This window comes from Enterobacter sp. 5-4, from assembly GCF_000612205.1.
GTDB classification, from domain to species: domain Bacteria; phylum Pseudomonadota; class Gammaproteobacteria; order Enterobacterales; family Enterobacteriaceae; genus Enterobacter; species Enterobacter roggenkampii.
Genome location: NZ_JFHW01000007.1, coordinates 12,749 through 35,886, shown reverse-complemented (window position 1 = coordinate 35,886; position 23,138 = coordinate 12,749). Strand labels below are relative to the sequence as shown.

Sequence of the window (23,138 nt, the reverse complement as noted above, 5' to 3'; positions counted from 1 at the left end):
TCCTATGCTGGTAAATCTTTGCGACTATAAACAAAGCGTCACGCTTATTGCCAACAGCGGCGTGCAGTTCCTCGATTTCGGTCTGACGCCGCAGGACTCCGCCAGCAACGGGCGCTTCGTACGTAAAACCGCGAACGGCCCGCTGTTGCGCCTCGATTTCGACCTGGTCAACGGTCGCTATACCCTGCCGGGCATGAACGGCGGCCAGCCTGAAGTGGTCAAGCCGGAAACCACTATCCCGCTGCATCAGTCGCTGACGGTACTGGATGGCGTCTGGCTTCCGGTTCCTTTCCTGCGCTTCAACCCGCCGCGGACGTTTGTGGAAGGGCCGGATAACTGGGCCCGCGTTCAGGTGCGCAAGCTTGAGACCCCCGACACGGCAGGCAATACCCACCGCGTGACCCTCGCGCTTGACAGCCAGATTGCCGACCATGCCACGTCCGCGCTCTCTCCGGTGGAAAACGATATTCTGAACGGCACCCGCTTCGCGCTGGCCTGGCGCGATAACGAGGTAGACAGCTTCCTCGATCAGACCTGGATTGACGGCTGGCTGCGCGAGGCGTTTACCCAGTATGCCGACGGCGTTGAGAACCGCTCTGAACGCGACCTGCAGCAGGCGATGCGCAGCTTTGAGTATCAGGCCCACTGGCTCAACCTGCTGACCATGCTCGGTGAACAGCTCACCGTGCCGGAAGTGAAATTTGTCACCCATACGCTCAGCACGCCTGCCATTCCGGTCGACCTGATCCTCGACGTGGGCAATACCCACACCTGCGGCGTCATTATTGAAGACCACGGCGATGCCAACGATGGGCTGCGCCAGACCGCCGAGCTGCAGGTCCGCTCGCTCAGCGAGCCGCAGTTCCTGAACGAACCGCTGTTCACCAGCCGTCTCGAGTTTTCGGAAGCGCGTTTTGGCAAGCAGCACTTCTCGGTGGAAAGCGGTCGCGAAGATGCCTTTGTCTGGCCGTCGATTGTCCGCGTCGGTGATGAAGCCCGCAAGCTGGCGATGCAGCGTCTGGGCACCGAGGGCAACAGCGGTATCTCCAGCCCGCGTCGCTACCTGTGGGATGAAACCCCGGTCGTGCAGGACTGGCGCTTTAGCCAGATGAACAGCAAGACCCAGCGTGAACCGCTTGCCACCGCGTTCCCGCTGATGAACCTGATGAACGATGACGGCGAGCCGCTCTTCACGCTGCCGCAGGACGAGCGCCTGCCGGTCTTCTCGCCGCAATACAGCCGCAGCACCCTGATGACCCATATGCTGTGCGAGCTGCTGGCACAGGCGCTGGGGCAGATCAACAGCGTCGCCACGCGCCTGCGCCTGGGCTTCCCTGCCTCGCCGCGCCAGTTGCGCACGCTGATCCTGACGCTGCCCTCCGCCATGCCAAAGCAGGAGCGCGAGATCTTCCGTCGCCGCATGTTTGAAGCCATCGCGATTGTCTGGAAAGCGATGGGATGGCACCCGCAGGATGAGGATTTTGTCACCCGCAAACAGCAAGAAAAAAGCGTGGTGCCGGTACCTGAAATCCAGATGGAGTGGGATGAAGCCAGCTGCGGTCAGCTGGTCTGGCTGTATAACGAAGCCATCTCCCGCTTTGGCGGCCAGACCGAAGCCTTCTTCGCCTCCCTTGCCCGTCCGGACCGTGAGCCTGAGCCGGGCAGCCAGCCGGGACGGGCGTTACGCGTCGCGTCCATCGACATCGGCGGCGGCACAACGGATATGGCGATCACCCATTACCAGCTGGACGACGGTTCCGGCAATAACGTCAAAATCACCCCGCAGCTGCTGTTCCGCGAAGGGTTTAAGGTCGCGGGCGACGATACGCTTCTGGACGTGATTCAGCGCTACGTGTTGCCCGCTCTGCAAACGCAGCTGCAGAAATCCGGTATCGCGGATGCCTCGCTGCTGATGGCCTCGCTGTTCGGTGACTCCGGGCGCATTGATACCCAGGCCGTACTGCGCCAGCAGACGGCGCTGCAGCTGTTTATGCCGCTTGGCCATGCGATTCTTGCCGGGTGGGAGTCCAGCGACGTTGACGATCCGCTGGCTGGTCTGCACGCCACCTTTGGCGATCTCCTGCCGCAGAAGCCGACCCGCAACGTGATGAACTATCTGCAGCAGGCGATCGACCATGCCCTGCCTGCGGGTTCTGACGCTTTTGACCTCTTCGCCGTGCCGCTGCACGTCAATTTCCGCGAAATGCAGGATGCGATGCTGGCCGGGCAGTTTACGCTGGCCTCCCCGCTCCACGCGGTGTGTGAGGCGATCTCCCATTATAGCTGCGACATTCTGCTGATCACCGGACGCCCGGGCTGCCTGCCTGGCGTTCAGGCGCTGATTCGCCACCTGCAGCCGGTGCCGGTCAACCGCATCGTCTGGCTGGATAAATACCAGGTGCATGAGTGGTATCCGTTCAGCCAGCAGGGGCGCATTGGCAACCCGAAATCGACCGCTGCCGTGGGGGCCATGCTCTGCAGCCTGGCGCTTGACCTGCGTCTGCCGCGCTTCAACTTTAAGGCCGCGGACATTGGCGCGTATTCCACCGTGCGCTATCTGGGCGTGCTGGATAACACCGTCAATACCCTGCGCGAGGAAAACGTCTGGTATCAGGATATCGATCTCGATAAACCCGGCGCGAAGCTTGACGCGCGTCTGCACTTCCCGCTGCGCGGTAACGTCACCCTCGGCTTCCGCCAGCTGGCGAACGCGCGCTGGCCGGCCACGCCGCTCTACACGCTCAGCATTAACTCGGCCGAACTGGCAAAAGCGATTGCCGGCGACGGCGTGCTGAACGTGCGGCTCAAACTCTGCGGCGGCAGCAAGCATGAAGGCCCGGAGGCCTTCGAGCTGAGCGATGCCTGGTTGCAGGACGGCACGCCGGTGGCGCCTGACGCCTTAACCTTCAAACTGAATACCCTGGCCGACCGCCGACACAGCGGCAGCCACTACTGGATCGACAGCGGGAGCGTATACCTGAAATGACAGCGACGACCACCACCACTCAGGCCTTAATCGGGTGGATCAACGAGACGCGCCTGAACGCCCCCGTGCTGGATAACGATGCCGACGCCCTGCTTGCCCGCATCAACGCGGCGCAGGCGCGCGAGCAGGCCATTGAACGCGCCATGACCCGCCTGAGCAGCATCGGGCTTTACGGCCATTCGCAGAGCGCGAAAGCGCACCTGCTGTTGTCGCTGTGCGGCAGCGGCAATGGACGCCTGAACGTGACGCCAGGCCAGCGCACCTTTGACTATTTTTCGCATATCAATCCGGGACATGCCCTGACCAACATGGCCGTCCGCTTCACCGGGGAAACCCCGGAAGCGCTTGACGAGGCGTTTCCGCTGCGCCTGAGTCTGGTCACCGAGGCCGAGCTGGTGCAGCTGTTTATTGCCCGCACGACGCTGCACCCGCAGATGCGCGCGGTGGATAAGGCGGTCATCGAAACCCGCCTGGAGAAATGGCGCGGTCTGCGCCAGCCGCAGAACGTGCCCGGCATCACGGCGCAGGACGTGGGGGCGATTGCCCGCTTCTGGCAGAGCACGGTACCCGCCGCGAAACAGCAAATTGATGATGCCCTGTGGCACGAGTTCGCCCAACTGGTGCCTTCGCTCGATCTCAGCACCCGCGCCAGCGTCTGGTCGCTGCTGTGGGGCGAGCAGCAGGAACTGACCCAGCAGTGGTTAAATCTGGCCCATGTGCTGCACCAGACCAGCCATGCCAGCGAGATTGCGGCCCCCCTTAGCCTGCTGGTGGACAGCTTCGGGCTGCCTGGCGAAGGGTTCCTGACGCACGACGGCTCGGTAGCGCTGCAGAATACGCAAGAGACGCTTCTCCATCCGCTGAACAACGGTGAGATGCTGAACGCCATCAGCCTCCCCGTCGATGTGCTGGCCTTCCTGACCCGCGAGCTGGTACTTCCGGTTGAGAACGGCGCGCTGGATAATGTCGATATCATTGATATCCCGGTGTTTGAAGACCGCCATGCCGATCCGCTACGCCAGGCAAAATCCCAGTGGCTGCTTGAGCACTACCGTCAACAGCTCCAGCCGGATGTGCTGGTCATCTGCAACGCGACGGCGCAGCACGAACAGACGGCCAAAAAAGCAAAAGTGTTAATGAACTGGGTCAGGGAGACGCAGCCTGCGGAAGAATCTGCCCTGCCGGGTCTGGTATGGGCGATCACCCCGCACGACGCTCGCTTTACCACCCGGCAGAATCTCGATGAAGCCGTACAGCATCTGCTCGGGAAGCCCGGCCTGCGCTGGGGCACGCTGCAGGCTCTGGACAGCCACAGCATGCAGCGCGTCATTGAGTGGCTGTCTCAGGCCACGCTGCCCGCGCAGCGACAGAAGCGTCTCGGCACGCTCAAAAACGCGCTGCGTCTGGAGCTCTCGGCGATGATGCAAAGCTACCTGGCACCGCTGGTTGAGGAGCCAGGTATCCGACGCACTCAGGCAGAAAACATGGTGCGCACGCTGCAAAGCAGTGCCGCCCGCCACGGCGAGCTGCTTGAAGGCCTGCTGCCGCCGCTGAAGGCCTTTGAAACGCTATTGGCCGTTCAGCAGCCGCGCGAGGAGCAGGTTAACGGGCTATTTACGGATACCATTGACCTGTTTGCCGAGAACGCCCAGGAAAGCGCAGGTCTGTACCAGACCAAAGACAAAGCGCGCCTGGCGCACAAAGTCTGGATAAATCATCTGCGCCAGTGGAGCCGCAACGAGGCGACAGCCGCCCGTCTTGGGCTGGATCCTGCGGTATTGCAGCAAATTGCGGATGTGCTGGTGGTCACCAGCTACCGGCTGGATCTGCCTCAGCAGCTGCAGCGAATTGTCGAAGCGGATAAGAGTAGCGCTGCGCAACTGCATGCCGTGATGGGCAATTTCATTGGCTGGCTGGGTTACGACAAGACGCCCGTGGCGACGCGCCCGGCAAGCCGCATCCGCAAGGGGCAGGCCATCTTCGTCACCCCGGTGGTGAGCAGCGCCGAGCCCCGCCTGACGCGTCTGGGTGAACAGCCGGTCCATGCGGCTACCGCGTACGTTTACGACTGGCTAGTCGCACTCTATAGCCGCGCGATCGAGAACATTGATTACCATCACCCGCATGATGTTCAGCCTGACGCTCGTCAGGCACTACGTGCTTTAATAATGTAGCCGCCTTCTTGCCGGGTGGCGCTGCGCTTACCCGGCCTACATTTCGCCACGATGATAAATTGCACAATAATCACATCGTCATACACCCGGCTAATGCCTGCGCCAGCGCAGAGGGGTTTTCCCACGACATAGAGTGCCCCGCCGCAGGGATAATTTTTACCTCAACGCCTTTCTGTTGCAGATTTTCCACATCGTCATCCGGCAGAGAGAGCTCGCCAAAAATCAACGTTACCGGGCAAGGAAGTGACAGAAACTGCGCTTCCCATTCCGGTTCAACGCCGGCCACCAGGCTGGATGCACCGCGCCAGACGGCATAAGCCGCATTGCTCTGCAGGCACCCTGCCCACGCCGTTTTTTCTGCGCTGAGCATGGCGTCATAACCCTGCTCCAGAAACTGTTGCTCGCTTTGCGCCGCGATTGACCGGCTGAACATCCCCCCACCCGCGTGAAAATTGGGTTCTGACACCATCAGTCCCTTCACGCGCGTAGCCAGCAGCCCCGCCGTTTCGATAGCAATACTGCCGCCCATGCTGTGGCCGTATAACCAGAAGGAATCCAGTTTAAGATGGTCAATCAGCTCCGCCACAACGTGCGCCTGGTCGGTGGTTTTATAGCTGTAGTGCTCAGGCTTATCGCTGTAGCCGCTGCCGGGCAAGTCGATGAGAATCGCTCTGCGCGCGCCAAAAAGCGGGTCACAAACGACGCGGGGATATTCATAGGAAGCGGCGCAGCCCAGCCCGTGAATGAACACCACGGGATCGCCGGAGCCGGGCAAGTCGTGCCAGCGCACGGTGCAACCGGCCTGTTGCGAGTAAAAACTGTTCATAAGCACTCCTTTTACGATGCACTGTGTATTTATACAGTTATCACATCAGGAATGCTATGTTCATCTTTTAAAACTGGAAGCGTGCTTCAGAAAAGCGAGACCAGCAGCGCAACGGGAAAGCTCATTGGCCAGGTTGACCCCACCAGGAAAGCGCTCAGCAGGCGGATACGTTTGCGGTCTTTTGAGAGGAACCAGGTGATTAACGCGCAGATGGAAGCCATGATTGCGTAAAAAACCAACATCTTTTGATACAACGTCATTCTGTATACCAGAGCCGAAAAAATAACCGCACGCAATATGCGTCATATGTTGACACAGATCAAGTTTTTTCGTTACAGAATAACCACTTAAAAATTATGGCTAATAACAATTGAGTATCTTACGTAACACATCTGGCGGGCAAAGAGAACGCCTGACCGCGCAAGCGGCCAGGCTAAGCGGATCAGTGTTTGATCATGACATGCCGGACAACCGTATAATCCTCAAGCCCGTAGACCGACATATCTTTCCCGTAGCCCGATAATTTCATGCCGCCGTGCGGCATTTCGCTCACCAGCATAAAATGGGTATTCACCCAGGTGCAGCCGTACTGCAGGCGCGCGCTCAGGCGATGGGCGCGCCCCACGTCTTTGGTCCAGACCGATGACGCCAGGCCGTATTGCGAGTCGTTTGCCCAGGCCAGCACCTGCGCCTCGTCATCAAACTCGGTGACGCTCACCACCGGGCCAAACACCTCGCGCTGAACGATGGCGTCGTCCTGTTTTGCCCCCGCCAGCAGGGTTGGCTGGAAGTAGTAGCCCGCCCCCTCTTTTTTGCTCCCGCCGGTGACAACCCGGATATGGCCGAGCGCTTTCGCCTCATCGACGGCCTGACAGACGCGTGACAGATGGGCGGCCGAGCTGAGCGGTCCCAGTTCGGTCGAGGTGTCTTCAGGCGCCCCCATTTTAAGGCTGGCGACTGCGGCACCCAGTTTTTCTACCAGTTGGGCATAGATTCCCTTCTGGGCATAAATGCGGCAGGCTGCCGTACAGTCCTGCCCGGCATTGTAGAAGCCAAACGTCCGCACCCCTTCAACCACCGCATCCAGATCGGCATCATCAAACACGATCACCGGCGCTTTGCCGCCCAGCTCCATATGGGTGCGTTTAATCGAGGACGCCGTATGGCCGATGATATGTTCCCCGGTCGCGATCGAACCGGTCAGCGAAACCATGCGGACCTTCTCGTGCCCGGTGAGCGGGTCGCCGACCGTTTTCCCGCGACCAAACAGCACGTTCAGAACGCCCGCCGGGAAGATATCTTTTGCCAGCTCTGCCAGCTTCAGCGCGGTCAGGGGCGTGATCTCAGAGGGCTTTATCACCACGCAGTTCCCTGCCGCCAGCGCGGGGGCCAGCTTCCAGGCTGCCATCATCAGCGGGTAGTTCCACGGCGCGATAGAGGCCACCACGCCCACCGGATCGCGGCGAATCATCGACGTGTGGCCGTCAAGGTACTCGCCCGCTGCCAGACCGTTCAGGCAGCGGGCGGCCCCGGCAAAGAAACGGAAAACGTCGACCACCGCCGGAATTTCATCCCCCAGCGCGCAGTGCAGCGGCTTGCCGCAGTTGAGGGACTCGAGCCGGGCAAACGCCTCACCGTGCGCTTCAATCGCGTCCGCCAGCTTCAGCAGGCACTCGGCGCGGGTTTTCGGCGTTGTTTGTCCCCACGCCGCAAAAGCACGGTCAGCCGCCAGCACCGCCGCGTCGACCTGGGCCGCTGACGCCTCAGCAATCTCCAGCAGCACCTCTCCGGTGGCCGGGTTATAAACCGGCTGTTTTTCACCTTCTCCGGCAACCAGCTCACCGTTTATCAGCAGATGTTTTTGCATAGCATTTTCCTGTTGAATTCACTGTTATTTCCCGCTGCCGGCAATGTTTTCGCCGTCGCGGGTTAGCCACCAGGCTCCAAGAATGGGGATAGTTGTCACCAGCATCACCAGCAGAGCCACGACGTTGGTGACCGGCACGTCGCGTGGACGCCCGAGCTGGTTGAGCAACCACAGCGGTAACGTGCGCTCGTGTCCCGCCGTAAACGTTGTGACGATGATCTCGTCAAACGACAGGGCAAACGCCAGCATTCCCCCGGCCAGCAGCGCGGAACCCAGATTGGGCAGCACTACATAGCGAAAGGTTTGCCACCCGTCAGCCCCGAGATCCATCGACGCTTCCACCAGGCTCCAGGAGGTGCGTCTGAACCGGGCAATCACGTTGTTAAACACCACCACCACGCAGAAGGTGGCGTGTCCGACCACGATGGTGAAAAACCCCGGCTCCAGGTTAATCGTTTTGAAAGCCGTCAGCAGCGCCAGGCCGGTGATGATCCCCGGTAACGCAATCGGTAACAGCAGCAGCAGAGAGATCGCATTCTTGCCAAAAAACGCGCTTCGCCACAGCGCTGCTGCAGCAAGCGTGCCAAGCACAAGGGCTATAGCGGTAGAAAGCGCGGCAATCTGAAGTGACAACGTCACGGATTCGATGATATCGCCGCGCCCCGCCGCCACGCTAAACCACTTCAGCGTCAGCCCCTGCGGCGGAAAGCTGAAGGCGGCGTCCTCGGTGTTGAAGGCATAGGTCGCGATGATCAGCAGCGGGAAGTGCAGGAAGATGACGCCTCCCCACGCTGCCACTTTCAGGAACAGCGGTGCGCGTTCAGAGTGCATCGAATGCTCCCAGACGTTTCACGAACGCCAGATAAAGAGAAATCAGCACGATGGGCACCAGTGTGAACGCGGCGGCCATCGGCATATTGCCGATAGCGCCCTGCTGGGAGTAGACCATGTTACCAATGAAGTAGCCCGGCGGCCCCACCAGTTGTGGAACGATGAAATCCCCCAGCGTCAGAGAAAAGGTGAAGATTGAGCCCGCCGCAATGCCCGGAATGGCCAGCGGCAGAACGACATAGCGAAAAGTCTGGCGAGGACGCGCGCCAAGGTCGGCTGAGGCCTGCAGCAGCGAGGCCGGAAGGCGTTCCAGCGCCGCCTGGACGGGCAGGATCATAAACGGCAGCCAGATATACACGAAGACCAGAAACCGTCCCAGCCCGGAGGTGGACAAGGTGTTGCCGCCAATTGCCGGGAGCGTCAGGATTGAGGTCAGAATCGGCTCCAGTCCGAGATGGCTGAGAAACCACTGGGCCACGCCGTCCTTCGCCAGCAGCAGCGTCCAGGCGTAGGCTTTGACGATGTAGCTCGCCCACATTGGCAGCATCACGGCGATATAGAAGAAAGCCTTCCACTTGCCGCTGGTGTATCGCGCCATGTACCAGGCCATCGGGAATGCGAGGATGGCGCTGGCAATGGTCACCGCAATCGCCATCGTTAACGTGCGCAGGATGATGTCGTAGTTTGCCGGGTTGAAGAGCGCCTGAATGTTCGCCAGCGTGAGATCCGGCGTGACCGCCATGGTGAAATCGTCAAAGGTGTAAAACCCCTGCCACAGCAGCGTCAGCAGCGAACCTAAATAGACGATGCCAAACCACATCAGCGGCGCAAGCAGAAGCAGGAACAGACCGAGCGACGGCTGTCGCCAGAACAGGGCCGTCATGCGGCTCAGACGGCCGCGCGGGGCGGGAGGATGCGCAACGCTCATATCCATTTCACCTCTCCTCGTGAAGGCGGATCATCGCATCGCGTGACCATGACGCCATGACCGCCTGCCCCGGCGCAATGCCGCTCAGCGGCGAGGCGTCACTGAAGTTAGCCTGGCTCACCAGCAGTTTGGCGCCATCGGCGAGCTTCAGCTCCAGACGCGTGGCAGCCCCCTGATACTGAACGGCCTGCACGACGCCCTGAACCTGAACGTCACCCTGTTCATTAAGGCGAATATGCTCCGGGCGCAGGGAAAAGGTGCCCTCCATGCCGCAAAGCGTTTGCGCAAGGCCCGCATCAAAAACGTTGGAGGTGCCGACAAAACCGGCGACAAACGGCGTGCGCGGACGCATGTAGAGATCGCGTGGGGTATCCACCTGCTCGATGCGCCCGTTATTGAACACCGCCACCCGATCCGACATGGAAAGGGCCTCGCCCTGATCGTGGGTGACAAAAATAAAGGTGATGCCGAGTTCCTGCTGAAGCTTCTTCAGCTCGAACTGCATTTGTTCCCGCAGCTTGAGATCGAGCGCCCCTAAAGGCTCGTCCAGCAGCAGGACGCGCGGTTCGTTTACCAGCGCGCGGGCGATGGCGACACGCTGACGCTGGCCGCCGGAAAGTTGCGACGGTTTGCGGGCGATGGCAAAGCTCAGGCCCACTTTTTCCAGAGCATCGCGGGCCTGGGCATGGCGTTTTTTCTTGTCGACGCCTTTGACCATCAGCCCGTAGGCGACATTGTCGAGGATCGACATATGCGGGAACAGCGCATAGTCCTGAAAGACGGTGTTCACGTCCCGTTCCCAGGGGGGCAGTTCGCTCGCCTCTTTGCCGAAGATGGAAATCGTCCCGCCTGACAGCTGTTCAAAACCGGCGATCAGACGCAGGCAGGTGGTTTTGCCGGAGCCCGAAGGCCCCAGCATGGAGAAAAACTCTCCGTCGCGGATCGCAATGGTGACCCCATCCACCGCCCGGACGTCGCCGTACAGACGGGAAACATTGTTAAACTCGACTGCGTACGTCATGTTCTGCTCCGGGGCAATTAACGACCGCCCATGATGGCGATGTAATCCTGCGTCCAGCGGCTGTAAGGGACAAATTTGCCGCCTTCTGCGATGGGGGTTTTCCAGAACATGATTTTGTCGAACTCATTATAACCGTTTGTTTCGCAGCCTTTATCGCCCAGCAGCGTGCTGGCTTTACACCCTTCCGGCACCACGGGCAGGGAGCCAAACCATGCGGCCAGATCGCCCTGCACTTTCGGCGTCAGCGACCAGTTCATCCATTTGTAGGCGCACATCGGGTGTTTAGCCTGCGCGTGGAGCATGGTGGTGTCCGCCCAGCCTGTCACCCCCTCTTTCGGGAAGACGGTGGCAATGGGCTGGTTCTCGGCCTTCAGGGCATTCGCCTGATACGGCCAGGCGCTGGAGGCCACCACGCCCTCGTTTTTGAAATCGCTCATCTGGACGGTGGTGTCATGCCAGTAGCGGTGGATCAGCGCATGCTGGTCGCGCAGCACTTTCAGCACGGCGGCATACTGTGCTTCGGTGAGCTGGTAAGGGTCTTTGATACCCAACTGCGGCTGGGTCGCTTTGACGAACAGCGCCGCATCGGCGATATAAATCGGGCCGTCATACGCCTGCACGCGTCCCTGATTGGTTTTACCGTCCGGCAGATCCTGTTTGGTAAAGACGACGCTCCAGCTGTCCGGCGGCGTCGGGAAGGTTTTGGTGTTGTACATCAGCAGGTTTGGCCCCCACTGGTACGGCGTGCCGTAGACTTTACCGCCGACGTTAAACCATTCCCCTTTCACAATCCGCTCGTCGAGGGTTTTCCAGTTGGGGATAAGATCGGGGTTAATCGGCTGGACGCGTTTGCCCATGATCAGCCGCAGGGAGGCATCACCTGAGGCGGTCACCAGGTCATATCCCCCTTTCGCCATCAGGCTGACCATTTCATCCGACGTGGCCGCCGTTTTGACGTTGACCGCACACCCGGTCTCTTTTTCAAACTGGGTGACCCAGTCGTAGTTTTTATCCGTCTGCCCCCGCTCGATGTATCCCGGCCAGGCGATAATATCCAGTCGACCTTCCCCGTCGCCAATGGCCTTGGGTGGTTCTGCGGCTTGCGCGGCCATGATAGTCATGCCGAGCGCGCACAGGCTGCTGCGGGCAAATTTTTTGCTCATAAGAGTTACTCCTGTCGCAATGAAATTTAGCGGCAGCCGTGCCGTAAAAATATCTCCCTTATTAAACGTAGACCGCGCAAATGCGCCGCACCGTTCGGCTTCAGGAAATTTCATCAAGGTGTGACCGAGGGCGCATTCCCCGTTAACTGGATTATAGACAAGGGGTTAAGCGCGAGAGACGGTATGCAGATTTCCTATGACGGGTCACCGCGAAATAGTCGCAGCGCCGTCATCAGGATAAGAATTGATTATTTAAATAACGGAAAAAGGATTATTCCAGCATCGTGCTAATTAATTTTCCTAACTGAATGACCGCCTGCTCTTCCCGCTCTCCCCAGGCCCAGGAGGTATTAAAACGAAAGAACGGCGTCCACGCGTCAGAGGTGGAAAACATTTTTCCGGGAGCAATGCTGATGTGGTGCGTTAAGGCCTTTTCGCTCAGCAGCCCCGCGTCCAGCTGTGCCGGCAGTTCCAGCCATAAAAAGTAGCCGCTGTCGTTATGGTGAATTTTGACGCCCGCAGGCATATGGCGAAGAAGTGACTGCCAGGCCTGCTGCTTTCGCTCGGCCAGCGTACGCCGCAGGCGGCGCAGGTGGGCGTCGTAGCGTTTGGTCGCCAGGTAATCCACCAGCGCCAGCTGCATGGGAGAACTGGTTGAAAGCGTGCTCATCAGCTGCAGCTGCTGAATGCGCCGCGCGTGTTTTCCTGCCGCCACCCAGCCGATGCGAAAACCGGCCACCAGACATTTTGAAAAGGACGAGCAGTGTAGCGTCATGTCCTGACGATCCCACGCTTTCGCCGGGAGCGGCTTTTCACGTCCAAAATAGAGCTCGCTGTAGACGTCATCTTCAATCAGCGGGACATTATGCTGGGTTAACAGGGCGACAAGCTGGGCTTTTTTCTCCGCGCTCAGCGTGAAGCCGAGCGGGTTTTGGCTGTTAGTCATGATCCAGCAGGCTTTAACCGGGTATTCATTCAGCGCCTGCTCTAAGGCATTGAGATCGATCCCCTCGCGAACGTCCGTCGCAATCGACAACGCTTTAAGCTTCAGGCGTTCCAGCGCCTGCAGCGCACCGTAAAAACAGGGGTTTTCGACAATCACCCAGTCACCCGGCTCGGTTACCGCCTGAAGGCTAAGATTCAGCGCTTCGAGCGCGCCTGCGGTGATCACGATCTCTTCCGGGGAGATGTTCATCCCCTGCTGCGCGTAGCGGCGGGCAATGGCGTGGCGGAGATCGACGTTTCCCGGCGGCAGGTTCTCAATCACGCTCATCGCCGTCGCGGTTTTGCTGACGTTTGCCAGCGAACGGTTGAGCTGCTGAAGCGGGAAAAGCCTGGGGTCGGGAAACGCGGAAGCAAAAGGAACAACGGACGGGTCGCGGCTGGCCTGTAAGACGTCGAAGATGTAGGTATTGATATCCACCGCTTCGTCACGCATCACCTGAGCGGGTGGCGCAGGCTGTTGTGCGGTCGGGCGCGAGGCAACGTAATAGCCCGACTGCGGTCTGGCGACAATGCGCCCCTGACTTTCCAGCATCTGATACGCGTGGCCAACGGTCATAAAACTCATGCCGCTGCTTGCCACCTGCTCTCGCAGGGAAGGCAGCTTATCGCCCGGCAGCCATACGCCAAGCTCAATCTGCGAGATAATTTGTTGCGCCAGACGCTGGTATTTTTTCATCAGATTCTCCTTAAGACCGACAGTGTATATCAGCAGGAGAAAAAGAGAAGATTTAGCGAACTGTTATAGTCTGGAAGATGATTTACTTACGGTATTCGGTCACGTGGCTCTGAGCGGAACGCGCGGCGGCCAGGTGGTCGAGCGTGATCATCGACGATTTGCAAAAAATGCATTTCGCGCCAAACGGGTTTTTCTCAGACACATCAAAGGCTGAGGTACGGTACTGCGAGCCATGACAGCATGGGCAGCGAAAATGAATATATGAAGTCATAGGTTTCTCCTGAAACGTAAAAACGTAAATTACTAATGGGCCGATTGGGCATAATGGTTTTAAACAAAACGAATCGGAATGTAGATAAAGACCCAAGAGAGGCTGCGGAGAGGCACAACGTGATGAGAACTGCTTTATAAAACTACGTCAGATATTTATTTGGACTCAAAACCAGAAGGCCATTAACGCACGACGCTGACGACAAAGCAAGCGGTTTAATGCGGAAAATTCATAAAAAGAATGTTTTTATTCCACAACGGCGAGGTATATCAGATGGCCAAAGCGTGAAATTTACGCCAACTGTTATGGTTAAAATTCGCTTTTCTGCGTCTGCTCGTCCGATCTTCGCCCCTATACCATAACAGCACACCGTTTGACATTGAGGCTGTGCATGTTTGGTTTAGATGCTTTTCACCTTGCGCGGATACAGTTTGCCTTTACCGTATCCTTTCACATCATTTTCCCGGCCATCACCATTGGTCTCGCAAGCTATCTTGCCGTGCTCGAAGGGCTGTGGCTGAAAACAAAAAATCCGGTCTGGCGCTCGCTATACCATTTCTGGTCGAAGATTTTTGCCGTCAATTTTGGCATGGGCGTGGTCTCCGGGCTGGTGATGGCGTACCAGTTTGGCACCAACTGGAGCGGCTTTTCGCAGTTTGCGGGCAGTATTACCGGCCCGCTTCTGACCTATGAAGTGCTTACCGCCTTCTTCCTCGAAGCCGGGTTCCTCGGCGTGATGCTGTTCGGCTGGAATAAAGTCGGGCCGAGGCTGCACTTCTTTTCCACCTGCATGGTGGCACTGGGGACCATTATCTCCACCTTCTGGATCCTCTCCTCCAACAGCTGGATGCAAACCCCGCAGGGCTATGAGATCGTCAACGGTCAGGTGGTGCCGGTAGACTGGTTCGCGGTGGTGTTTAACCCCTCCTTCCCTTACCGCCTGCTGCACATGTCGATAGCCGCGTTCCTGAGCAGCGCCCTGTTTGTTGGCGCATCCGCGGCATGGCATCTGCTGCGCGGGAATAATACCCCCGCCATCCGGGCAATGTTTTCAATGGCGCTGTGGATGACGCTGATTGTCGCGCCCCTCCAGGCCATGGTGGGCGATATGCACGGGCTGAACACCTTAAAGCACCAGCCCGCGAAAATTGCCGCCATTGAAGGTCACTGGGAAAATCCACCGGGCGAGCCTACCCCGCTACTGCTGTTTGGCTGGCCGGATATGGAACAGGAGCGCACCCGCTTTGGGCTGGAGATCCCGGCGCTGGGAAGCCTTATTCTGACACACAGTCTGGATAAACAGGTTCCGGCGCTCAAAGAGTTTCCAAAGGAAGACCGCCCAAATTCCACCATCGTCTTCTGGTCGTTCCGCATTATGGCGGGCCTGGGCATGCTGATGCTGCTGCTTGGGGTAACGGCACTCTGGCTGCGCTATAAAAAGCGCATTTATTCTTCCCGTCCTTTCCTGTGGTTTGCCCTGCTGATGGGGCCCTCCGGGCTGATTGCTATTCTGGCCGGGTGGATCACCACCGAAGTGGGCCGCCAGCCGTGGGTGGTCTATGGGCTCCAGCGCACGAAGGATGCGGTTTCTGCCCATGGCGATTTGCATATGAGCGTGAGCCTGCTGGCCTTCTTCGTCGTTTACACTTCGGTATTTGGCGTGGGTTACAGCTATATGGTGCGCCTCATCCGAAAAGGCCCGCAGCCGCATGAATCTTTCGCCACCGAGTCCGACGGACGTCCGGCGCGCCCGCTTTCTGCCGTCACAACTGAACATAAGGAGCAGCCGTAATGGGTATCGATCTTTCCATTATCTGGTTTGTGATCATCGTCTTTGCCACGCTGATGTATATCGTGATGGACGGTTTTGATCTGGGGATTGGCATTCTGTTCCCGGCCACGCAGAACGCCGACGATCGCGATGTGATGGTTAACAGCGTCGCGCCGGTCTGGGACGGGAATGAAACCTGGCTGGTGCTGGGCGGGGCCGCCCTGTTCGGCGCCTTTCCGCTGGCCTACGCCGTGATTATCGATGCCCTCACCATTCCGCTCACATTAATGCTGATCGGTCTTATTTTTCGTGGCGTAGCGTTTGAGTTTCGCTTTAAAGCCACGCCAGCACACCGTCCTTTCTGGGATAAGGCGTTTATAGGCGGTTCCATTCTGGCGACGTTTACCCAGGGCGTGACGGTGGGCGCCGTCATTAACGGCTTTAGCGTCACCGGCCGGGCCTATACCGGCGGCCCCTTTGACTGGTTTACCGCGTTTAATCTGTTTTGCGGCGCGGGCCTGGTGGTGGCCTACGCGCTGTTAGGCTCGACCTGGCTGGTAATGAAAAGCGAAAATGCATTGCAACAGCGGATGCGTCAGGTATCGAAAACCCTGTTAATCGTGCTGCTGGCGTTTATTGCGGCGATCAGCCTCTGGACACCGCTGGCGCAGCCGGCCATCGCGGCGCGCTGGTTTACGCTGCCGAACCTGTTCTATCTGCTGCCCGTCCCGGCCCTGGTGGTGATTTTTAGTTTGTATCAGTGGCGCTGCCTGAATAATCCCGACAGCCATAGCCGACCGTTTATCCTGACGCTGGGGCTGATCTTCCTCGGCTTTAGCGGGCTTGGGATCAGCATCTGGCCGCACATCATTCCACCGTCAATCACCCTGTGGCAGGCCGCCGCACCGACGCAAAGCCAGGGCTTTATGCTGGTCGGCGCGCTGTTGATCATTCCCGTTATCCTGGTCTACACCTTCTGGAGTTACTACGTATTTCGCGGCAAAGTTCGGCATGGGGAGGGTTATCACTGATGCAACAACCGGTCTGGAAAAGATTACTGTGGCTGGCCATTATCTGGGGCGGCAGCGTACTGGCGCTGGCTGCGGTCAGTATGCTCTTCCGTATGCTGATGACGGCGGCAGGGTTTAAATCACATTAACGTCATCCCGGGCAACCGCTGCGTTGCCCGGCTCCTCCCCGCACTTTCAGATAAACCCCATTAACGCATGGCAGAGTATCGTTACACTGGAAAAAGATTCACGGTGTTTATAGTTTGAGAAGAAAAATGAAAAAGCTCATTGCGTTAAGTGTTATCAGTCTTGTCCTTACCGGCTGCGTTAATCCGGGTAAAGCCTCCGTTCAGCCGGAGCAACTTAAGAACCACCGCTTTGTGCTGGAAAGTGTGGACGGTAAGGCCGTGAAGACCGCGACAACGCAACCTGAGATCGGTTTTAGCGCACTGCCAGATATCAGTCTGGTGAATAACATCAGCGTTTCTGGCCAGATGTGTAACCGCTTCAACGGACAGGGGAAATTGTCCGAAGGCGAGCTGAAGGTGAAAACGCTGGCCATGACGCGCAAGCTCTGTAGTGAGCCGCAGCTTAACGAGCTGGATCAGGCCATCGGCGACATGCTGCGCAAAGGCGCGCAGGTCGACCTGACTGAAGACCAGTTAACGCTGGCGACAGCCGATAAAACGCTGATGTTTAAGCGTGCAGAATAATCAGTAGTTACCGCAGGTTCCAACGGCAAGCGACTGTTCACTACAGCGTTTGCCGTTTGGCAAGGCGCACATCCCAATAGCTGAACCATCAAGCTGGCGAGCTACCGACAGCGAACCGCCAATCATCGCGCAGTTGGCCTGACCGGAGCTGGACATCGCGGCTTTCATACCCGGCACCACGTGCGCGGCCGTTGCCTGCTGGACAGGTTCACTGCTGCATGCCGACAACAATAATGCGGCACACCCTACCAAAAATGCTGAGCGCATGCTCTCTCCCCCATGAATAATGCGAAACCTATGCATAATAGGCATCCCATCCCGTGTCGTCGAGAGCGGAAGTGCGTATTTATGCGCTCCTGAAACAATTTCTCGCAATTTTTCTGCCAAAAGTTTGATCTACACATTGATGGCAGGAATAACGAGGACACAAAAGCGAAAATCGAAAAATCCCCCGTTTGCTAGAATACACAGATAATATTCAGGGTTTGTTGCCGTAATACAGACCCCTATTTTTTTGCGCAATGTAAGGGTGTTGTCCTATGCAAACTATTGACGGTAATGGTGCAGTTGCCTCAGTCGCGTTTCGCACCAGTGAAGTTATCGCCATCTACCCGATTACGCCAAGTTCTACCATGGCTGAGCAGGCGGACGCCTGGGCGGGTAACGGGTTAAAAAACGTCTGGGGCGATGTCCCGCGAGTGGTTGAGATGCAGTCTGAAGCCGGTGCAATTGCCACGGTGCACGGCGCGCTTCAGACCGGGGCGCTTTCCACGTCGTTTACCTCTTCCCAGGGATTGTTATTAATGATCCCGACGCTGTACAAACTTGCCGGACAACTGACTCCCTTCGTTCTGCACGTCGCTGCGCGTACCGTTGCCACCCACGCGCTCTCTATCTTTGGCGATCATTCTGACGTGATGGCCGTTCGCCAGACCGGCTGCGCGATGCTGTGCGCCAGCAGCGTTCAGGAAGCCCAGGACTTTGCCCTGATTTCGCATATCGCCACGCTCAAAAGCCGGGTGCCGTTTATTCATTTCTTTGATGGTTTCCGTACGTCTCACGAAATTAACAAAATCGTCCCGCTGGCTGACGAGACAATTCTGAATCTGCTTCCGCAGGCGGACATTGACGCGCATCGCGCCCGCGCTCTGAATCCGGAACACCCGGTGATTCGCGGCACGTCGGCGAACCCGGATACCTATTTCCAGTCCCGCGAGGCCACCAACCCGTGGTACAACGCGGTTTACGACCATGTTGAACAGGCGATGAATGACTTTGCTGCCGCAACGGGTCGGGAATACAAACCCTTTGAGTATTACGGCCATCCGCAGGCGGAACGGGTCATTGTGCTGATGGGATCGGCCATTGGCACCTGCGAGGAAGTTGTTGATGAGCTGCTGACGCGCGGCGAAAAAGTTGGCGTGCTGAAAGTGCGTCTCTATCGGCCGTTCTCGGCGAAACATCTGCTCTCTGCGCTGCCGGAAAGCGCGCGTACCGTTGCGGTGCTCGATCGCACCAAAGAGCCGGGCGCGCAGGCGGAACCGCTGTATCTGGATGTGATGACCGCCCTGGCCGAGGCCTTTAATCATGGCGAACGTGAAACGCTGCCGCGCGTGATCGGGGGGCGTTACGGTTTGTCCTCCAAAGAGTTCGGACCGGACTGCGTGCTGGCGGTCTTCAACGAGCTCAGCGAAGCGAAGCCCAAGCCGCGCTTTACCGTCGGCATTTATGATGATGTGACGAATCTGTCCCTGTCGTTGCCGGAAAACACCCTGCCCTCGACCGCCAAACTCGAGGCGCTGTTCTATGGTCTGGGCAGTGACGGCAGCGTCTCCGCGACCAAGAACAACATCAAAATCATCGGGAACTCCACGCCGTGGTACGCCCAGGGGTACTTCGTCTATGACTCCAAGAAAGCCGGCGGCCTGACCGTTTCCCACCTGCGGGTGAGCGAACAGCCCATACGCTCTGCGTATCTAATTTCTCAGGCTGATTTTGTTGGCTGTCACCAGCTGCAGTTCATTGATAAGTACCAGATGGCCGAGCGCCTGAAACCTGGCGGTATTTTCCTCCTGAATACGCCATACAGCGCGGATGAAGTCTGGTCGCGCCTGCCGCAGGAAGTGCAGGCGGTGCTGAACCAGAAAAAAGCCCGTTTCTATGTGGTTAACGCGGCGAAAATTGCCCGCGAATGTGGCCTTGCCGCGCGTATCAATACCGTTATGCAGATGGCCTTCTTCCATCTGACGAATATCCTGCCGGGCGACAGCGCGCTGGCGGAACTGCAGGGCGCGATTGCCAAAAGCTACAGCAGCAAGGGCCAGGAGCTGGTCGAACGTAACTGGCAGGCGCTCGCGCTGGCGCGCGAGTCGCTGTTTGAGGTCCCGCTGCAGCCGGTCAACGCCGCAAGCCCGAACCGCCCTCCGGTGGTGTCTGATGCGGCACCTGATTTCGTGAAGACCGTGACGGCGGCGATGCTGGCCGGGCTGGGTGATGCCCTGCCCGTCTCTGCCCTACCGCCGGATGGCACCTGGCCGATGGGCACCACCCGCTGGGAAAAACGCAACATCGCCGAAGCGATCCCCATCTGGAAAGAAGATCTGTGTACTCAGTGCAACCACTGCGTGGCGGCCTGCCCGCACTCTGCCATTCGCGCCAAAGTGGTGTCGCCGGAAGAGATGGAGGCCGCCCCGGCCAGCCTGCATTCCCTGGATGTAAAATCCCGCGATATGCGCGGACAGAAATACGTTCTGCAGGTCGCGCCGGAAGACTGCACCGGCTGTAACCTGTGCGTCGAGGTTTGTCCGGCGAAAGACAGGCAGAACCCGGAGATTAAAGCCATCAATATGATGTCGCGTCTGGAGCACGTCGAAGAAGAGAAAGTGAATTATGACTTCTTCCTGAATCTGCCGGAAATCGATCGCAGCAAACTGGAACGCATTGATATTCGCACTTCGCAGCTGATCACGCCGCTGTTTGAATACTCCGGCGCCTGCTCGGGCTGCGGTGAAACACCGTATATCAAGCTGCTTACCCAGCTGTACGGTGACAGGATGCTGATTGCCAACGCCACCGGCTGTTCGTCTATCTATGGCGGCAACCTGCCCTCTACGCCGTATACCACTGACGCCAACGGCCGCGGTCCCGCGTGGGCCAACTCGCTGTTCGAGGATAACGCCGAATTTGGTCTGGGCTTCCGCCTGACCGTTGACCAGCACCGCGCGCGCGTGATGCGCCTGCTGGAGCAGTTTGCCGGGCAGATCCCCGCCGGGCTCAATGACGCGCTTCACGCCGACGCGACGCCAGAGGTACGTCGTGAGCAGGTTGCAGAGCTGCGTCAGGCGCTTCAGGGCGTGGCGGGCGCTGAACAGCTGCTGACCGACGCGGACGCCCTGGTCGAAAAATCGATCTGGCTGATTGGCGGCGACGGCTGGGCTTATGACATCGGCTTTGGCGGGCTGGACCACGTGCTAAGCCTGACCGAAAACGTCAATATCCTGGTGCTGGATACGCAGTGTTATTCCAACACCGGTGGTCAGGCGTCGAAAGCCACGCCGCTGGGTGCCGTCACGAAATTCGGTGAGCACGGGAAACGCAAGGCACGCAAAGATCTCGGGGTGAGCATGATGATGTACGGTCACGTTTACGTCGCGCAAATCTCGCTGGGGGCACAGCTTAACCAGACGGTGAAGGCGATCCAGGAGGCGGAAGCGTATCCCGGCCCGTCGCTGATCATTGCCTACAGCCCGTGTGAAGAGCATGGCTACGACCTGGCTCTTAGCCACGATCAGATGCGACAGCTAACCGCGACCGGCTTCTGGCCGCTGTACCGGTTCGATCCGCGCCGTGCGGACGAGGGTAAATTACCGCTGGCGCTGGATTCGCGTCCGCCGTCAGATGCTCTGGCCGAGACGTTAATGCAGGAACAGCGCTTCCGTCGCCTTAACGCGCAGCAGCCGGAAGTGGCCGAACAGCTATGGAAAGACGCTGCGGCAGATCTGCAAAAACGGTATGACTTCCTGGCGCAGCTGGCGGGTAAAGCCGAAAAATCGACCAGCGACTAGTCTCTCTGCCCGGCGCGTCCGGGCATTTTTTTGCCATAAAAAAAACCGGTGTATTCACACCGGGCGAATCCAGATAATCATTAAATATCTATTTAGTTCCCTAAATATTATTCATGCGAATTATGGATAAATAATCTTAAAGGCATATAACGCCATCAAGAATAGCTTAATTCATACCTGATTAATAATTTTAATTTATTATGTTTAGCCTTAAAGCATTCACCAAACCAATGACCATTACCGTTGATGTATTCAGTTTAGATTTTACTTAGTTCGTAACAATTATAATTTATTACTCTTACACGGGAGTGATTTAGCATGAGACAACTTTCGCATTCGGAAAGTTCAACAGGTAATTAAATAAAAACAACCGCAAAGGAATATCAAAATGCAAAGAAAAGTACTGGCCCTGATGATTCCGGCTCTGTTAATGGCTGGCGCAACTCATGCAGCAGAGATTTATAATAAAGACGGTAACAAATTAGATCTGTACGGAAAAGTAGATGGTCTGCACTATTTCTCCGATGATAAAGGCGCTGACGGGGATCAAACCTACATGCGTCTGGGCTTCAAAGGCGAAACCCAGATCAACGACATGATGACTGGCTACGCACAGTGGGAATACAACATTCAGGCCAATAACACCGAAGGGTCTGATAACCAGTCCTGGACGCGTCTGGCCTTCGCCGGTATCAAAGTGGGTGACTACGGCTCCTTCGATTACGGTCGTAACTATGGCGTACTGTACGACGTGGAAGGCTGGACCGATATGCTGCCTGAGTTCGGCGGCGACTCCTACACCAAAGCCGACAACTTCATGACCGGCCGCGCCAATGGCGTAGCAACCTACCGTAACACCGACTTCTATGGTCTGGTGCAGGGTCTGAACTTTGCGCTGCAGTATCAGGGCAAAAATGAAGGCAGCAACTGTGACGAAAATGGTTGTTCTCAGGAAGGAACGAACAACCGTTCTGATAACAACATTCGTAACCAAAACGGTGACGGTTTCGGTATCTCCACAACCTATGACTTTGGCATGGGGATTACTGCGGGTGCAGCGTATACCTCTTCAGATCGTACTAATGACCAGGTGATCGCAGGCACCGGTGCAGCATCTCAATATGCTGGCGGCGATAAAGCGGACGCATGGACCGCGGGTCTGAAATACGACGCTAACAATATCTACCTGGCGGCAATGTACTCTGAAACCCGCAATATGACGCCATACGGTTCCAGTGACAGCACTTCAGGCGGCGGTATTGCCAACAAAACCCAGAACTTCGAAGTGACCGCACAGTACCAGTTCGACTTCGGCCTGCGTCCGTCCCTTTCCTACCTGCAGTCTAAAGGCAAGGACCTTGGCAACGGCCAGGGCGACCAGGATCTGGTTAAGTACGCTGACGTCGGCGCAACCTATTACTTCAACAAAAACATGTCCACCTACGTTGATTACAAAATCAACCTGCTGGATGAAGATGACAGCTTCTACAAAAACAACGGCATCGGCACGGATGATGTCGTGGCACTGGGTCTGGTTTACCAGTTCTGATTGCCAGAGCCCGCATCAGTATGCGGGCTCACCCATCTCTTGACGTTCGTCACAAAAAGCAGGTTCTGAAATCACGTGGTTGAGGGTAAGTTGAGGTAAAGCTGTTTAAACTCAGGTGATAGCCTTTCCATCACTAAGGATAACAGCGTTGTTTGGTCGTGTATCCGTTGTCGTACTAACTCTTTTAGCGCTCATCTGGATGGCGTTAATTTTTGATTTTGCTGATATTGTCGGGCATCTCAGTGCTGTGTTGAACCACCTGGATGGCGGTTAACATTATTCC

The 23,138-nt window shown here is 57.5% G+C and carries 18 protein-coding genes; 8 read left to right on the top strand and 10 right to left on the bottom strand.

The window, feature by feature from the left end; all coding sequences use genetic code 11:
• Window positions 1-4: 4 nt before the first annotated feature.
• Window positions 5-2,986: a virulence factor SrfB gene (locus AA74_RS0102750; RefSeq protein ID WP_025910851.1), complete on the top strand. Its 2,982-nt coding sequence runs from the start codon at window positions 5-7 to the stop codon at window positions 2,984-2,986.
• On the top strand, window positions 2,983-5,160 hold the full coding sequence (locus tag AA74_RS0102745) for a virulence factor SrfC family protein (RefSeq protein ID WP_025910849.1): 2,178 nt from the start codon (window positions 2,983-2,985) through the stop codon (window positions 5,158-5,160). The genes AA74_RS0102750 and AA74_RS0102745 overlap by 4 nt, the downstream gene beginning before the upstream one ends.
• A gap of 70 nt (window positions 5,161-5,230) precedes the next feature.
• Here AA74_RS0102745 and AA74_RS0102740 read toward each other — a convergent pair whose 3' ends face one another.
• The 9 genes from AA74_RS0102740 to AA74_RS01000000121995 form a co-directional block, all read right to left on the bottom strand.
• The gene (locus AA74_RS0102740; protein WP_025910847.1) at window positions 5,231-5,986 is read right to left on the bottom strand and encodes an alpha/beta fold hydrolase; all 756 of its coding nucleotides are present in this window, start codon (window positions 5,984-5,986) and stop codon (window positions 5,231-5,233) included.
• Between the two features lie 86 nt (window positions 5,987-6,072).
• Window positions 6,073-6,246 (bottom strand): GhoT/OrtT family toxin, encoded by a 174-nt coding sequence (locus AA74_RS01000000122000; RefSeq protein ID WP_013096478.1) that lies wholly within the window; start codon window positions 6,244-6,246, stop codon window positions 6,073-6,075.
• A 182-nt stretch (window positions 6,247-6,428) separates the two neighbouring features.
• A complete protein-coding gene (gene patD, locus AA74_RS0102730) occupies window positions 6,429-7,853 on the bottom strand; it encodes an aminobutyraldehyde dehydrogenase (protein WP_021240249.1) in 1,425 nt (474 codons plus the stop codon).
• A gap of 24 nt (window positions 7,854-7,877) precedes the next feature.
• Entirely contained in the window at window positions 7,878-8,684 is an 807-nt protein-coding gene (locus AA74_RS0102725; RefSeq protein WP_023292290.1) for an ABC transporter permease, read from the bottom strand.
• The gene (locus tag AA74_RS0102720; RefSeq protein ID WP_025910842.1) at window positions 8,674-9,618 is read right to left on the bottom strand and encodes an ABC transporter permease; all 945 of its coding nucleotides are present in this window, start codon (window positions 9,616-9,618) and stop codon (window positions 8,674-8,676) included. The genes AA74_RS0102725 and AA74_RS0102720 overlap by 11 nt, the downstream gene beginning before the upstream one ends.
• 1 nt (window position 9,619) lies before the next feature.
• Window positions 9,620-10,633: an ABC transporter ATP-binding protein gene (locus tag AA74_RS0102715; protein WP_008501289.1), complete on the bottom strand. Its 1,014-nt coding sequence runs from the start codon at window positions 10,631-10,633 to the stop codon at window positions 9,620-9,622.
• 17 nt (window positions 10,634-10,650) lie between these two features.
• Window positions 10,651-11,796, bottom strand: a complete 1,146-nt coding sequence (ydcS, locus tag AA74_RS0102710; protein WP_025910840.1) for a putative ABC transporter substrate-binding protein YdcS — start codon at window positions 11,794-11,796, stop codon at window positions 10,651-10,653.
• 271 nt (window positions 11,797-12,067) lie between these two features.
• Window positions 12,068-13,477, bottom strand: a complete 1,410-nt coding sequence (locus AA74_RS0102705; protein WP_021240253.1) for a PLP-dependent aminotransferase family protein — start codon at window positions 13,475-13,477, stop codon at window positions 12,068-12,070.
• A gap of 82 nt (window positions 13,478-13,559) precedes the next feature.
• Entirely contained in the window at window positions 13,560-13,748 is a 189-nt protein-coding gene (locus tag AA74_RS01000000121995; RefSeq protein ID WP_008501286.1) for a hypothetical protein, read from the bottom strand.
• A gap of 391 nt (window positions 13,749-14,139) precedes the next feature.
• On the opposite strand from AA74_RS01000000121995, the gene AA74_RS0102695 reads away from it, so the two are divergent.
• The 4 genes from AA74_RS0102695 to hslJ all read left to right on the top strand — a co-directional run bounded on the left by AA74_RS0102695 (window position 14,140) and on the right by hslJ (window position 17,242).
• Complete coding sequence (locus tag AA74_RS0102695) at window positions 14,140-15,540, top strand: cytochrome ubiquinol oxidase subunit I (RefSeq protein WP_008501285.1); 1,401 nt, start codon at window positions 14,140-14,142, stop codon at window positions 15,538-15,540.
• Window positions 15,540-16,550, top strand: a complete 1,011-nt coding sequence (cydB, locus tag AA74_RS0102690; RefSeq protein WP_025910833.1) for a cytochrome d ubiquinol oxidase subunit II — start codon at window positions 15,540-15,542, stop codon at window positions 16,548-16,550. Before AA74_RS0102695 ends, cydB begins: the two co-directional genes overlap by 1 nt.
• Window positions 16,550-16,678, top strand: coding sequence for a DUF2474 domain-containing protein (locus AA74_RS01000000121990; RefSeq protein ID WP_008501283.1), 129 nt, complete (start codon window positions 16,550-16,552; stop codon window positions 16,676-16,678). Before cydB ends, AA74_RS01000000121990 begins: the two co-directional genes overlap by 1 nt.
• 126 nt (window positions 16,679-16,804) lie before the next feature.
• Window positions 16,805-17,242, top strand: coding sequence for a heat shock protein HslJ (hslJ, locus tag AA74_RS0102680; RefSeq protein ID WP_008501282.1), 438 nt, complete (start codon window positions 16,805-16,807; stop codon window positions 17,240-17,242).
• On the opposite strand, the gene AA74_RS0102675 is transcribed toward hslJ, so the two are convergent.
• Complete coding sequence (locus tag AA74_RS0102675; RefSeq protein ID WP_008501281.1) at window positions 17,243-17,509, bottom strand: DUF333 domain-containing protein; 267 nt, start codon at window positions 17,507-17,509, stop codon at window positions 17,243-17,245.
• 272 nt (window positions 17,510-17,781) lie between these two features.
• On the opposite strand from AA74_RS0102675, the gene nifJ reads away from it, so the two are divergent.
• Window positions 17,782-21,306 carry a pyruvate:ferredoxin (flavodoxin) oxidoreductase gene (gene nifJ / locus AA74_RS0102670; protein WP_025910830.1) on the top strand — a complete coding sequence of 1,175 codons (3,525 nt, stop codon included), beginning with the start codon at window positions 17,782-17,784 and terminating at the stop codon, window positions 21,304-21,306.
• Window positions 21,307-21,694: 388 nt separating this feature from the next.
• Window positions 21,695-22,855, top strand: a complete 1,161-nt coding sequence (ompC, locus tag AA74_RS0102665; RefSeq protein ID WP_008501279.1) for a porin OmpC — start codon at window positions 21,695-21,697, stop codon at window positions 22,853-22,855.
• Window positions 22,856-23,138: the final 283 nt, after the last annotated feature.